This is a genomic window from Mycobacterium hubeiense, assembly GCF_002838065.1.
Lineage (GTDB): Bacteria > Actinomycetota > Actinomycetes > Mycobacteriales > Mycobacteriaceae > Mycobacterium > Mycobacterium hubeiense.
In genome coordinates, this window is sequence record NZ_PIZU01000028.1 from 17,147 (window position 1) to 31,037 (window position 13,891).

At 67.1% G+C, this 13,891-nt stretch carries 12 protein-coding genes; 6 read left to right on the forward strand and 6 right to left on the reverse strand.

The window, feature by feature from the left end; all coding sequences use genetic code 11:
• The first annotated feature begins 75 nt into the window (after nucleotides 1-75).
• Complete coding sequence (locus CWS39_RS19675) at nucleotides 76-1,344, forward strand: glycoside hydrolase family 183 protein (protein WP_102144611.1); 1,269 nt, start codon at nucleotides 76-78, stop codon at nucleotides 1,342-1,344.
• On the opposite strand, the gene CWS39_RS19680 is transcribed toward CWS39_RS19675, so the two are convergent.
• Genes CWS39_RS19680 through CWS39_RS19695 form a run of 4 tightly spaced genes read right to left on the reverse strand, consistent with a single transcriptional unit; the run spans nucleotide 1,328 to nucleotide 6,238 of the window.
• On the reverse strand, nucleotides 1,328-2,941 hold the full coding sequence (locus tag CWS39_RS19680) for a dipeptide ABC transporter ATP-binding protein (RefSeq protein ID WP_102144612.1): 1,614 nt from the start codon (nucleotides 2,939-2,941) through the stop codon (nucleotides 1,328-1,330). The two genes, CWS39_RS19675 and CWS39_RS19680, sit on opposite strands and share 17 nt — an antisense overlap.
• Nucleotides 2,938-3,813 carry an ABC transporter permease gene (locus CWS39_RS19685; RefSeq protein WP_102144613.1) on the reverse strand — a complete coding sequence of 292 codons (876 nt, stop codon included), beginning with the start codon at nucleotides 3,811-3,813 and terminating at the stop codon, nucleotides 2,938-2,940. Before CWS39_RS19685 ends, CWS39_RS19680 begins: the two co-directional genes overlap by 4 nt.
• Nucleotides 3,810-4,766, reverse strand: coding sequence for an ABC transporter permease (locus tag CWS39_RS19690; RefSeq protein ID WP_102144614.1), 957 nt, complete (start codon nucleotides 4,764-4,766; stop codon nucleotides 3,810-3,812). The genes CWS39_RS19685 and CWS39_RS19690 overlap by 4 nt, the downstream gene beginning before the upstream one ends.
• The gene (locus CWS39_RS19695; protein WP_102144653.1) at nucleotides 4,766-6,238 is read right to left on the reverse strand and encodes an ABC transporter substrate-binding protein; all 1,473 of its coding nucleotides are present in this window, start codon (nucleotides 6,236-6,238) and stop codon (nucleotides 4,766-4,768) included. Before CWS39_RS19695 ends, CWS39_RS19690 begins: the two co-directional genes overlap by 1 nt.
• A 144-nt stretch (nucleotides 6,239-6,382) precedes the next feature.
• Here CWS39_RS19695 and CWS39_RS19700 point away from each other — a divergent pair, with 144 nt between their 5' ends.
• From CWS39_RS19700 to CWS39_RS19710, 3 genes are all read left to right on the forward strand, one after another.
• Nucleotides 6,383-6,907, forward strand: coding sequence for a hypothetical protein (locus CWS39_RS19700; RefSeq protein WP_102144615.1), 525 nt, complete (start codon nucleotides 6,383-6,385; stop codon nucleotides 6,905-6,907).
• A 10-nt stretch (nucleotides 6,908-6,917) separates the two neighbouring features.
• A complete protein-coding gene (locus CWS39_RS19705; RefSeq protein WP_102144616.1) occupies nucleotides 6,918-8,051 on the forward strand; it encodes a glycoside hydrolase family 183 protein in 1,134 nt (377 codons plus the stop codon).
• Between the two features lie 81 nt (nucleotides 8,052-8,132).
• The gene (locus tag CWS39_RS19710) at nucleotides 8,133-9,851 is read left to right on the forward strand and encodes an Hsp70 family protein (protein WP_102144617.1); all 1,719 of its coding nucleotides are present in this window, start codon (nucleotides 8,133-8,135) and stop codon (nucleotides 9,849-9,851) included.
• Here CWS39_RS19710 and CWS39_RS19715 read toward each other — a convergent pair.
• Nucleotides 9,848-10,639, reverse strand: coding sequence for an alpha/beta fold hydrolase (locus tag CWS39_RS19715; RefSeq protein ID WP_102144618.1), 792 nt, complete (start codon nucleotides 10,637-10,639; stop codon nucleotides 9,848-9,850). The genes CWS39_RS19710 and CWS39_RS19715 overlap by 4 nt on opposite strands.
• A gap of 29 nt (nucleotides 10,640-10,668) precedes the next feature.
• Here CWS39_RS19715 and CWS39_RS19720 point away from each other — a divergent pair, with 29 nt between their 5' ends.
• Nucleotides 10,669-11,271, forward strand: a complete 603-nt coding sequence (locus CWS39_RS19720) for a TetR/AcrR family transcriptional regulator (protein WP_199178211.1) — start codon at nucleotides 10,669-10,671, stop codon at nucleotides 11,269-11,271.
• Nucleotides 11,272-11,275: 4 nt separating this feature from the next.
• Nucleotides 11,276-12,814: an acetolactate synthase large subunit gene (locus tag CWS39_RS19725; RefSeq protein WP_233213594.1), complete on the forward strand. Its 1,539-nt coding sequence runs from the start codon at nucleotides 11,276-11,278 to the stop codon at nucleotides 12,812-12,814.
• Between the two features lies 1 nt (nucleotide 12,815).
• On the opposite strand, the gene CWS39_RS19730 is transcribed toward CWS39_RS19725, so the two are convergent.
• Complete coding sequence (locus CWS39_RS19730) at nucleotides 12,816-13,889, reverse strand: class I SAM-dependent methyltransferase (protein WP_102144621.1); 1,074 nt, start codon at nucleotides 13,887-13,889, stop codon at nucleotides 12,816-12,818.
• Nucleotides 13,890-13,891 lie beyond the last annotated feature (2 nt).

Below are 13,891 nucleotides of genomic sequence, written 5' to 3' on the forward strand. Positions count from 1 at the left end.
TATTGTCACATCGTCCAGGCTTCGGGCGTTCAGCGCTGACGCCCCATAGACAAGCGTTGACGTGAGAGGTGTGACATGTCGGCTTTCAGTCGGCGTGCGGTGATGGCGCTTGCCGCCGCGGCGGCACTGGCGCTCGCGGTCCCACTGGCCGTCACCTTTCCCGCGGCCGCCGCTCCCTGCTCGGTGCCGACGCCGTCGGCGCGTGGCCTGGCGCCGCGGCTGCCCGTCGAGCACGAGCCGATCGGCCGCAAGCCGGAAACCGCTGACGCTGCGCCCGCGGCGCAACCCAGAGCGCGGGCGGCGGTCACACCGTCCACCACGATCGTGGGCTGGGTCACCGGGCCGAACACCGACAGCTATGCGCGCTTCGGAATTTCCGGTGCCGATCTCGGCATCATGTGGGACAACGGACAATCGGGATCCAACAAACAGGTGCTCATCGCTTTCGGCGACACATTCGGCAACTGCAGTGCCCCCGGCCAGGAATGGCGCAAGAACACCCTGTTCCGTAGCGCCGACCAGAACCTGGCTGACGGCATGACCGTGCCGAATCCGGTGCCGGGCAACATCTATGCCGGCTCACCGGTTAACGCGGACCGGCCCAACTTCTCGCGCCAAGTCATCGACAGCCTGCGCCTTGCGGCCCAAGAGGTGACCGTCATCCCGACAGCCGGAATCTCCGTCGGTAACACCCAATACGTCCAGTTCATGTCGGTCAGCCAGTGGGGCGCCCCCGGCCAGTGGTCGACCAACTTCTCGGCCGTCGCCGTATCCACGAACAACGGTGAGATGTGGACCGTACCGCGAGAAAGCATCCGTCCCAGCTGGTTCAACTCGGTGCCCGGCACCTTCTTCATCTGGGGAGACCAGAACTTCCAGATGGGCGCCTTCGTCCGCCACGGCGGCTACGTCTACAACTACGGCACCACCGCCGGCCGCGGCGGCACGCCGTTTCTGGCTCGCGTACCGGAGAACGCGGTGGCCAACAAGGCCGCCTACGAGTACTACACCCCGTTCGGCTGGATCCGCGGCCTGCCTTTCCTTGCCATCCAAGTGGTTTGGGCACCCGGCAGCGAGATGTCGGTGGCGTGGAACGACTACCTGAGAAAGTTCATCATGCTTTATACCGACAGCCTCGGTAGCGTCGTCATGCGCACCGCGGAGAAACCCGAAGGGCCGTGGAGTTCGGCCAAGACCTTGCTGACGTCCGCGGATATGCCCGGCGGGATCTACGCCCCCTACATCCACCCGTGGTCGTCGGGGCCCGACCTGTACTTCACCCTGTCGCTGTGGTCCACCTACAGCGTGGCGTTGATGCGGCACACCCTCACCGCGACGGCCTAGGCACGCCGGTCCTGGGTCGTGCCGGCGGTATCGCCGCCAGCAGCTCGCGGGTGTACTCCTGCTCCGGGGCGGCGAAAAGTTCAGCGGCCGCGCGATATTCGACGGCGGCCCCGGCGCGCATGACGAGCACATCGTGGCTTACCCGCTGGATCACCGCGAGATCATGCCCGATGAATAGGTAGGTGAGGTGCAGCTCGCGCTGCAGCTCTGCCAACAGGTCGAGCACCCGCGCCTGCACCGAAACGTCCAGCGACGCCGTCGATTCGTCCAGAATCAACAGCTCGGGTTCACCGGCCAGCGCGCGGGCGATGCTGACCCGCTGACGTTGTCCGCCGGAGAGTTCATGCGGGTAGCGCGATGCGAACTCACCGGGCAGGCCGACCAGGTCGAGCAGTTCGGCCACCCGCGCCCGGCGGGCCCGCCTTCCCCTCGCCAGCTTGTGCACCACCAGCGGCTCGGCGACCGAGAGTCCCACCTTTATGCGGGAATTCAGCGACGAGAACGGATCCTGGAACACCAGGCTGATCCGTCGTCGTAACGCCTTCTCTTCGGCGCCGCGCACACCGAAGACGTCGTCGCCGTCCAGCGATGCGGTGCCGGCATGCGGGTGCACCAGCCCGGTCAACGCATTGGCCACCGTGGACTTGCCCGAACCCGATTCGCCGACCAGACCGAGCGTCGTGCCACGGCGGATCGCAAACGAAAGGTCTTTGACCGCATGCACGCTCGACTTGCCGACCGGCGTAGAGACGTTGAACCGCACGTCGAGACCGTCGACACGCAACTGCACCGGCGCGTCCGCCGACGCCGGCGCCGGACCCGAACCGCCGATGAGGGGCCGTGATTCGAGGAGCTGCCGGGTGTAGGCGTGCTGCGGTCGGTCGAAGACGTCGAGAACCGGCGCCTGCTCCACCATCGTCCCGTCCTGTAGTACGGTCACGTCGTCGGCGACTTCGCCGATCACGCCGAGGTCGTGGCTGATCCACACCACGGCCGTGCCGAAGTCGCGCTGCAGATCGCGCACCAGTTCGATGATCTGCGCCTGCGTCGTGACGTCGAGGGAGGTGGTCGGCTCGTCGGCCACCAGAAGCTCCGGGTCACAGGCCAACGCGATCGCGATCATCACGCGTTGACGCTGTCCCCCCGACAGTTGATGCGGATAGTTCTCCAGTCGCGTCGACGGGTCGGGCAGGCCGACCGCCCCCAGCAGTTCGAGTGCCCGACCGCGTGCCTGCCGGCGCGTCATACCGCGATGGGCCTCAAGGGATTCGGTGATCTGACGCTCCAACGTCAGCAGCGGGTTGAGCGATGTCCCGGGATCCTGGAACACGAACCCGATCCGGCCGCCGTGCACACTGCGCAGCACGCGCTGAGACGCGCCCACCAGCTGGATATCGGCCAACGTGCACGTCCCGGAGACCACGGCGCCCGGTGCGTCCAACAACCCGGTCGCCGCGAGCACGGTCATCGACTTGCCGGAACCGGATTCGCCGACGATGCCCATCGTCTGCTCGCGCGCCACGTCGAAGGAGATGTCTCGCACGATCTCCCGGCGACCGATCCGGACGCCCAGCCCGCGCACGCTCAGCACGGTCATGACGCTCTCCGAGCTTCGATCATGGTGCGCTGCTTGGGATCCAGCACATCGCGCAGTCCGTCGCCCAGCAGGTTGAACGCCAACACCGTGACGAAGATGGCGGTACCGGGGAACACCGCCATCCACCACGCCAGGGTGACGAAGCCCTGCGAATCGAAAATCATCCGGCCCAGCGAGGGCTGCGGCGGCTGAATGCCGAGCCCCAGAAACGACAACGCCGCCTCGGACAGAATCGCGAATGCCAACGACAGCGAGGTCTGCACGATCAGCGGTCCGACGATGTTCGGCAGGATGTGCCGACCCAGAATGTAGAGGTGCCCGGCGCCGATGGTGCGCGACACCGCCACGTAGGGCTCGAGACGTACGCTCAACGTGCTGGCCCGCGCGACCCGCGCGAAAATCGGTGTGTAGACGATGCCGATCGCCAGCATCGTGGTCGTCACGCCCGGCCCCAGGATGGCGACGATGGCCAACGCCAGCAGCAACACCGGAAACGCGAACATGACGTCGACGACCCGCATGAACACCGCGTCGAGCCAGCCCCCGAAATACCCTGCAAGAACACCGATCCCGACACCGACGACAACCGCGAAGGCCACGCTGACCACCGCGACCCGCAATGACGCCTGGATGCCTACCAGCACGCGGGAAAAGACATCGCGGCCCAGTTCATCGGTCCCGAACCAGTTTGCGCCGCTGGGCGATTGCAGCGCATTGGGCACATCGACGTCGTTGACGTCGAATGGCGCGATCCAGCCGGCCGTCAATGTCACCAACACGACGACCGCCAGGACGCCGACGCTGACCACCGTGACCGGATTGCTCAGCAGCAGCCGCCACGACGCGACGCGGGTGGCCGAATCGTCCGTCATGACAACCGAATCCGAGGATCGACCAACGCGTAGAGCACGTCCACGACCAGGTTTATGAGCAGAAACAACGCCGCGATCAGCAGCACCGCGCCCTGGATGATCGGGTAGTCGCGGGCGGCGACGGCGTTGTAGACCAGCCGACCCAGACCCGGCCAGGCGAACACCACCTCGACGACGATGACACCGCCCAGGATGGTCGCGAGCTGGATTCCGGTGATCGTCAGGATCGGGATCAGCGCGTTGCGCACGGTGTGCCGCAGCATGACGACCCGCGGTGGCAACCCCTTCGACCGCGCGGTCCGCACGTACCCCATCGACGCGACCTCGAGGACCGCCGAGCGGATGTAGCGCGTCATGATGGCCGCCGCGACGAGTCCGACGGTGAGGCCGGGCAGCACGATGTGGCGCAACCATCCGGCGGGATCGTCGACCAACGGGCGGTATCCGGACGTCGGCAGCCAGCCCAGCGTGGACGCGAACACCCCGATCAGCAGGATGCCCAGCCAGAAGTCGGGGACGGATACACCGAATTGGCTTGTGATGCGCACGATTACGTCGCTGATGCGGCCTTCACGCAGCGCCGACCAGATCCCGGCGGGCAGTGCGATGGTCAGGGCGATGACGACGCCGACGATGCCCAGCGAGACAGTCGCGGGCAGGCGATCCAGCAGCGTGACCGTCACCGGGTCGCCGTTGCGGAAACTGACCCCGAGGTCACCGGTCAACGCCGAGCCGACGTAGCCGAAGAACTGCTCGAAGACCGGACGGTCCAGTCCGCTGGCCGACCTCAGCGCGTAGTACGCCTCGGGCGTGTAGCGCGTTCCTAACGCGATCCGTACCGGGTCGCCGGGCACCAGGTGCACCAGCGCGAACACCACCACCAGCACGCCGAGCAGCACCACCAAGGAGTAGAGCAGTCGGCGCGCGAGGAAACGGATGATGGGATGAGCCATCACACGTCGCCCCGCGTCAAGTCCGCGTCGCGGAAGCGGATTGCGCCGTCACGGCGAACCTCGTAACCCGTAAGGCTGGTGCTCCACGCCTGTATCACCGACGGGTTGTAGAGATAGATGTAGCTGCACTCGTCGGCGATGATCGTTGCCGCCTTGGTGTACATCTGCATCCGGGTGTCACGGTTGGTTTCCACCCGTGCGGCGTCGAGCAGCCGGTCGACGACGGCGTTCGAGTACTTCTGGGCATTGCTGGTGCCGTTGGTGTGGTGCTGCGCGTAGTAGAAGTCGTCGGGATCGATGTTGCCCAGCCAGCCCATCATTAGCATGTCGAAATTGCCGGTGTTCTGCTGGTCGAGCCAGGTGGCGAAATCGACGGTGCGGATGTTAACCGTAATGCCAAGCGGCGCAAGGTTATCGGCGATAATCTGCGCCGCCGTCACCGTTTCGGGGTATTCAGTGGTCACCAGCATGTCGAGGCTCTGCGGGCTGGCATCCGCTTGGCGCAGCAGGTCTCGAGCTTTCTCGATGTCGTAGCTGTACCTGTTGTAGTCGACATGCCAGGGGTTCCCCTTCGGAATGGCAAGCTGATTCGCGGTGGCGGTGCCGTAGCTGGTGGCCGCCACGATGGCGTCGCGGTCGATTCCGTAAGCGATCGCCTGACGCACCCGAACGTCGTTCCACGGCTCACGGGCCTGGTTCAGCGCCAAATACCAGTAATCGTTGCTCGGCGTCACCGCCAGGGTGATCGAGTCGTCGCCCTGCAACTGCGCCACCCGCTGGGTCGGTATCGAGTCGGTCCAGTCGATTTCGCCCGCCTGCAACGCCGACAACGCCGTCGACGGCTGTGAGATGAAGCGGAACGTCACACCCGAAACCTTCGGCGCCCCGGCCCAATAGCCCGGGTTCGCCTTCAGCACAATCGAATCGCCGCTGCGTTGACTGGCGAAGGCGAACGGTCCGGTGCCGATCGGATGCGTCGCGATCTGACCGGACTCGACGTTCTTGCGTGCCACGATCGCCATTCCTTTGAAGCCACCGAGATTGGTCAGCAGGTTCGGCGTGGGCTGCTCCACGCGAATCGCGACCGTGGATTCGTCGAGCGCCCGCACCTCGGTGACGGCGCTGAACTTGTCCACGTTGGCGAGCTGCTCGTCGATGATGCGCCGGTAGGAATACACGACGTCATCGGCGGTGAAGGGCGACCCGTCGTGAAACTGCACACCCCGGCGCAGGTGGAACGTCCACGTCAGTTGATCGGGACTGACGTCCCACGATTCGGCCAGCGCCGGTCGCATCTGAAGGTTGGCGTCGGGCTCGACGAGGGTGTCGTAGACGTTCTCCAGCACCTGGAACGAGAAATAGGCGGTGGTCTTGTGCGGGTCGAGCTGATCGGGTTCGCCGGCGATGGCCGCGATCAGATTGTTCGACGCCTCGTCGCCCAGGTCGACGCGTTCCCCGGTTGAGCAGCCCATCACGCCGAGAATGAGGACGATGGCCACGGCGAGACCCGATACCGCGGGTGTTCTCGTCACAACCACCCGCTTCACGCTACGACTGAGACGCGCGGCCGGACAAACCGGTGACGTTGCCCGGCAACACTGCGATACTCATCGCTCGTGAGACTCATTCGCGCGCTTGCCGCCGCCGCCGCCTGCATCGGCGCCGCCCTCGGCTTTGCCGGCCCCGCGCAGGCCGAGCAGCAGGTCCTCGAGGGCGTCTACACCTACACCCAGCAGGACGGTCTGACCGGGACGTGGACGATTTATCCGTCCTGCGTGCCGACGGTCGGCGACCTGCGCGAACCGCTGTACCTGCCGGTCGCGTGCCGGCTGCACGTGCAGGCGTTTCCCGGCGTGGCGGGGGGTGACGCCGTGCTCACCAACGGCGTCTGGGCCTACCACACCCGCAATAGGGAAGGGATGAAGTGCCCGGACGGAAGCTGGGCGCCGATCAACGAAACCTACGAGTTCGACACCAACACGATGTCGGGCACTCGCAGCACCTTCCACAGCGCCGACTGCGGGCTACCGCCCGGGATGGTCAAGACGCCGTTCACCCTTGCCTTCAAGGAGCCGCTGCCGATCCCGGTCGACCGTTATCCGCTGAATTGCGAGCCGGCCGGGCTGAGGATCTGCAGCTAGGACTGAATACATGCCGCGACGGCGCTTGACACCGCGGGCCCGTCGCACCCGTCGTGCGCGTAGCGCCTCCACATCCGTTCCGCTGCTCAACGGCAAGGTCGTCGACCTGACCGGGCCGGGGCTGACCGAGCGCTTCGGCGTGACCTGCGCCGATCTCGGCGCGTCCGTCATCGCGCCCAACGGCAAGCTGGTCTCGGTCTTCGGCGACACCTTCTCCGGGTCCCAGGTGGGCCAGGGTGACTGGCGGTCGCCGGTGGTGCTCATCGGCGCCGGCGACGCCGACCACGAGATCGTCTACGAGCGGGCCGGCGGGCCCGACCCCGACTATGCGCGTCAGCTCTGGCATTACGTGCACGACGACGCCGGCACCGGCTGGACTCGCGGCGGCATCAGCACCGTCATCCCGTCGGACCTGTTGCGGGTCGGCGATTCGATCTACCTGCACGCCATCGTCAACCGCGGATTCGGCAACGTCATCTGGACCGAGATCTGGCGATCGGACGACAGCGGGATTTCCTGGACACATATGGGTGAGCACGCGAAGTTTCCGGCCGACCTGCACGACGGCCACGCACAGTGCTGGTCGTGGGACCACGACCCCGACGACGACTGGGTTTACGTGGTGGCGACGGGTTTTCAGCGCGACAGGGGCATCATCCTCATGCGGGTTCGGCCGGAGCACATCGGCGATCGGCGACGGTATGTGAGTTGGGGATATGCCGAGGGGCGGTGGGCGTGGGGACGCCACGCGACACCGATCACGCCGGTGGGGGAGACGTGGGGTGAGCTGTCGTTTCGGCGGATGGCGCGCGGCAAGTGGACTCTCGGCGGATTCCTGTCCTCGAAGTACGCGTTGGGGTATCGGGTCGTCGACTCGCCGGTGGCGAACATGCACACCACGCCGCTGCAGACACCCGTCGTCGGCACCTCGTGGCACGGCGAAGACCACCTCAACAACGAGGTCGCCCAGCTTTACGGCGGATACGTGCTGCCCGGCTCGCGATTCGACGTCCAGGGCGGCGTGGGCCTGGTGGTGTCGCAGTGGAACACCGCCGTCGGATGGCCTTACCGGGTAATGCAATTCAAAGCTGCGCTGCGTGACACCACCAAAGCGGTCGAGCCGTCGGATCCGATCAACCTGTGAGCTTTGCGGGCGCTGAGTAACGCCGGGGCCGCAAAGTGCGAGAACCACTACCGGTAGGGTTTTGCGGCGAGACGGGATGACATGGCTGACGGAGTAGGGCTGTCGGTTGGCGCGACCAACCTGACGGCAGTCGTGGTGAACCGGGCGGCGGTGACGCGGACCCCGGTCGTCACCCTCTACCCGCATCGGCCGCCCGAGGTCGGCGTACCCAGCGAAAACCCCAATCTCAACGAGCGCGGACTGATCATCACCGACTTCGTCGACCGGGTGGGCGATCCGGTCGGCATCGTGGCGTCCGACGGCTCCACCCACCGCGGCGAGGTGCTGCTCGCCGACGCGCTGCGGGCGATGCTCTACGCCGTCGGCCGGCCAGATGGAGCGCCCGTCGGGGTCACCCATCCGGCGCACTGGCGGCCCGCAGTCGTCGACGCGCTGCGCAACGCCCTGTCCGCGCTGCCGGAGTTTCGGGATGCCACCCTGGTTTCCGACGCGACGGCGGCGACGACCGCCCTGCAGGACGATCCGGGCGTGCCCACCCGCGGCGTGATCGCCGTATGCGATTTCGGCGGCACCGGCACCAGCATCACCCTGGTCGACGCCGACAGCGGCTACCAGCCGATCGGCCCGACCGTGCGGCACGCCGACCTGTCCGGCGACTTGATCGACCAGGCGCTGCTCACCCACGTCATCAACGACCTGTCCGCCGCCGGGTCGGTCGACCTGTCGAGCACCTCGGCGATCGGCTCGCTGACCCGGCTGCGGGGGCAATGCCGCGGCGCCAAGGAACGGCTGTCCACCGCCGCCGTCACCTCCCTGGTGGCCGAGCTGCCCGGCCATCGCAGCGACGTGCGGCTGACCCGCACAGAACTCGACGACGCGATCCGCCAGCCAGTCACCGATTTCGTCGGCGTGCTGCAAGAAACTGTGGAGCACAACGGGATTCGCGAGCTGGCGGCGGTGGCGACGATCGGTGGCGGTGCCCGGATCCCGATCATCACCACGACGCTTTCCGAACACTTCCGGGTGCCGATCATCACCAACGCGCAACCAGAGCTGACGGCCGCGATCGGCGGCGGGCTGCGCGCCGCGCGGGGCACGGTCGACGAAGGCGCGACGGCGATGGCAACAGCTGCGCCTGCCACCGCGGCCGCTGCGGCGGTACCCGACGAGATGGCCCCGCAGTCGAGCACGTTCCGCGCGCTGGCCTGGTCGGACGCCGACGACGTGCCCGAGGTCGCCCCCACCGACCCGTATGACTACGAGGGTGTCGAAGGCGGCGGCACCGGGGCACGCCCGCAGTTGCAGTTCGCCGAACCCGAGCCCTACGAGCAGGAGCAGGCCGCGCTGCCCTGGTACCGGCGTCCGCAGGTGCTGCTGGCCGCGGGTGTGGTGGCCGTCGTGGCGGCGCTGGCCGTCGCGGTGATGTTCCTGTTGCGCGACGACAGCACCCCGTCACCGGCGTCGACCACCACTGCACCCACCACGACGACTGCACCGCCCGTGGCGCCGCCGGCGGAAACCCCGGCGCCACAGACGGAGGCTCCGATGGTCGAGGCCCCGCCGACGCGAACCGTGTACGAGACCCAGCCGCCGGTCGAGCAGACCCAGGCGCCGCCGCCACCACCGCCGCCGACCAGCGAGGCGCCACCGCCAGCACCGCCGACGACGCAGCCGCCGACGACCACCCAGCCGCCCACCACGACGCAGCCGCCGTGGAGCCCGACCGCGCCCTATCCGACGATCCCGGGTCTGCCATGGGTGCCGGCGCCGCAGCCCCCAGGCGGTGGCGGAACGGGTTAGCCCGCCAGCAGTTCGAGCAGCGCGGCGGTCACCTCGTGGGGGCGCTCCTCCATGATGTAATGATCTCCGCCGCGCAGCCGCGTCAGCGTCGCGCCCGGGATGCGGTCGGCTAGCTGCCGTGCGGTGTGCAACGGGATGTAGCGGTCGCGATCTCCCCAGATGATCGCTGTGGGACAACGGATCTGGCCGAGTCCCTCGGCAAGCCAGGGCACCGCGGGCAGGTGGTAGCGGCGGAAGAACTCAACGAACGTGTTGCGGCCGCGTGCGGTGTCCATCCACCCGAGGTACTCGTCTTCCAGCGCGCGATCCCAACAGCCCATCTTGCGGTAGGGCGTCAGCGCCAGGCGATGCAGCCGGCCCAGCGGCAACCGGCGCACGAGGGCGGGGAGGTGTTGGACCGTCCAGCACTGCCCTTGCGAGAATCGGTAGAACCACGGTCGAAATACGCTGTGCGCGCGGGTATTAAGCAGCGCCAGCCGGGTCACCCGCTCGGGATGGCGCAACACGTACCCCAACCCCAGGAACCCGCCGTAGTCGTGGGCAATGAGATTGAAGCGGTCCAGGCCGAACTGGTCTGCGAGTTCGCCGATGCGTTCCACCTCAGCGTCGTAGCTGGGCGGTGTGTCGGGCGGATCGGAGCGGCCGAAGCCCGGCCAGTCGGGCGCGATGACTCGGTGGTGCTGTGCGAGCGCGGGAATCTGATGACGCCAGCACGAGGCACTCTGCGGGTATCCGTGCAGCAGTAGAACCGGCTCGCCCGCGCCCGCTTCGATATGGACAACGGTCATTTTATGCAAAGTAGTATAAAATTGTGTGCGTGACTAGTGCATCGGCTAAACGACGAGGTCGGCCGCGGGCTTACGATCCCGACGCCGCACTTCGGCGGGCACGTGAGGTGTTTTGGCGGGCCGGGTATTCGGGTACGTCGCTCGAGGACCTTGCCGCCGGCATGGGCATGAACCGCCCCAGCATCTACGCTGCATTCGGCGACAAGCGGGCGCTCTATCTGCGGGCGGTCGCCGACTACGCCGAGGCGAGTCGAAGCTTCCTGGTCGCCGCACTCGATGCGCCCGGCCCCTTGCGTGAGGTGCTGCGTGCCGCCCTACAGGGCGCCCGCGATTTCTACCTCGACGACGGGGGCCGGGGCTGCTTTCTGATCGGGACCGCGGTCACCGAAGCCGGCGGTGATCCCGAGATCCGTGCCATCGCGGAGTCGACGTTCGCGGCGTTCACGCAGACCTTCACGGCGCGGTTCGAAAGGGCCGCCAGGGAAGGGGAATTGGCCCATGCGCCTGAAGCGCTGGCTCAGATCGCAGTGGCGGCGCTGAATAATCTGGCGGTGCGTGCGCGTACGGGCGCCGACCGGCCGACGCTCGATGCGCTTATCGATGCGACGGTCAACGTCGTTGCGCCACTATGAGGGGGTGACCACCGGCGCCCAGATCGTTGTCGAACGCTTGCTCGCCAGGGGAGTCGACGTGTGTTTCGCCAATCCTGGCACCTCCGAGATGCATTTCGTGGCGGCCCTGGACGGCGCGCCACAGATGCGACCCGTGTTGTGTCTCTTCGAAGGCGTGGCCACCGGGGCGGCCGACGGCTATGCGCGGATCGCGGGCCGTCCGGCGGCGACCCTGCTGCATCTCGGGCCCGGACTGGCCAACGGACTGGCGAATCTACACAACGCCCGCCGGGCGCACACACCCGTCGTCAATGTGGTCGGAGATCATGCGACCTACCACAAAAACCTCGATGCACCACTGGAATCCGACATCGAGGCGCTCGCGGCCTGGACACGCGGTTCAGTGCATCGACCGGCGTCTGGGGCAGATCTCGCCACCGCGGTCGACGAAGCGGTCGCCAGCGCCACCGCCGGACGGGTAGCGACGCTGATCCTGCCCGCCAATTTATCCTGGGGCCCAGCCGAACTCAGCGGTGCACCCGCGTCAGCACCGCTACAGCCCGCGGATACCGGTGAACTCGACCTGCCCGCCGCCGAGGATCTGCTGCGCCACCACGGCGACAAAGTGATGCTGCTGCTCGGCGGGTCGGCGACGTCCGCGGCCGGCCTGCAGGCGGCGGCACGGATCACTGCCGCGACCGGAGCGCGCGCCCTTGTCGAGACATTTCCGGCCAAGGTGGCGCGCGGCCGTGGCATACCCGCCATCGACCGCCTCGCCTATCTCGCCGAACAGGCCGAGCAACAGCTCAGCGGCACAACGCATCTCGTCCTCATCGGCGCGAGGTCTCCGGTGTCGTTCTTCGCCTACCCCGGTAAGCCGAGCAATCTCGTGCCGAAAGACACTGAGGTCCACACGCTGGGGATTGCCAAGATATACAGTCTGGCAGCGCAATTCGATGTCCCCGAGCCTCAGACCACCCCCGTCGCACCGGTGTTCCCCAGCGGCCCGCTGAATCCCCAGAACTGGGCTGAGGTCATCGGGGCGCTGCTGCCCGACGACGCCATCATCTCCGACGAGGCCAACACCAGCGGTGTGTTTCTGCCGGCTGCCACCGCCGCGGCACCGCCCCACGATGTGCTGACTCTGACGGGCGGCGCGATCGGCCAAGGACTTCCGGTGGCCATCGGCGCGGCGATCGCGGCGCCGCACCGGCCGGTGGTCGCGCTGCAGGCCGACGGCAGTGCGCTCTACACCATCTCTGCGCTGTGGACGATGGCCCGCGAGCAACTCGACATCACCGTGGTCATTCTCAACAATCACGCCTACGCGATCCTGCAGCTCGAGCTGCACCGCGTCGGCGCGGTTGCCGCCGGCGATCGCGCACGTTCGCTGCTCGATCTGGCCAACCCGAGCATCGATTTCGCCGCCATCGCACAAGGTTTCGGAGTGCCGGCGACCCACGCGACAACTGCCGAGGAGCTGGCGGCACAGTTTCGGGCGGCCCTCGACGAGCCCGGACCGCATTTGATCGACGCCGCCGTTGCGCAATGGTCGATCGGCTAGATCATCCGGTCTTAGGCCGCTTCTCCAGCATGAGCAGGGCGAGTGGGATGGGCATCTGCTTCGGCGCCGCGGCCAATCGGGCAGCGGTTCCGGCCTCGAGACGGTCGGCGAACTGCTGAGCATCGCGGTCCGGGTCGAGTGCGGCCACCATCGCAGGAACTACCGCCGCGCGGGCGAAGGCCGCCCATTGTGCGCCGAAAGCGTCTGCATCCCGGTCTATTTGGTAATGACGCCAGAACCTGTCCTCGGCGTTGAACACGTCCAGATGCTCGATGGACAGCCGCTCGAACCGACCGGACGGCGCGAACGGTGCCGTGAAGTCCGCGACGCGGCGGCCGACGATGGGAATCGACATCCTGGTCAACTCGACCTGGCTGAGCAGACCGTCCGCCGTCAGCTCGGTGAGGGTGTCGAGCATGGCGGTCAGCAGTGGCCGAAGGCCGAATTCGCCATCTTCGTCGAGAGCCGTTGTCAGCACCACCAATCGGCCACCCGGGCACAACTCCCGCCCGCGGAATGCGACGAACTCATGCCAGTCATGGGCCGCCTGTTTGGCGTAGGCGGTGCGGACGCCGTCGTCGCTGCTGTAGTTCACATGGATGTGGTCGGGGATCGGCGCAGGCACGCGGCTCAGCCACTGAATCGCCCATGACGTCCAGCCCAGATTCACGCTGTTGGACGGAAGGATCTGGCTGTAGAACGATCGCCCGACGGCGGTGGCAAACGTCGCCGCGTCCTTGCGCAGGTAGGTATCGGGGTCGTCGGCGAGCGTGCGGAACATCGTGGTGAAGTCGTTGTCCGGCACGTCGGTGTGCGTGACGAGTATCGAGTGCTCGGGTCGGGTGCGCTTGCGCAGCACCGCGATTGCCGCGCCGATCGGCAGCAACGAATTGTGGCCGGTGGACGCGCCGTAGTCGGCGATGACGATCGGTGGGGGCGGCGAGGGGAGCGGAACAACCTCGGCCGCCCGTTCGAAAAGCTTTATGGCCGCGGGTAATCCGGCGGCCTGCAGCCGCGAACTCGCGGTGGAGAAGCCGCCTTCGGAGGGCCGCACCACGATGCTGGATTCGGGCATGG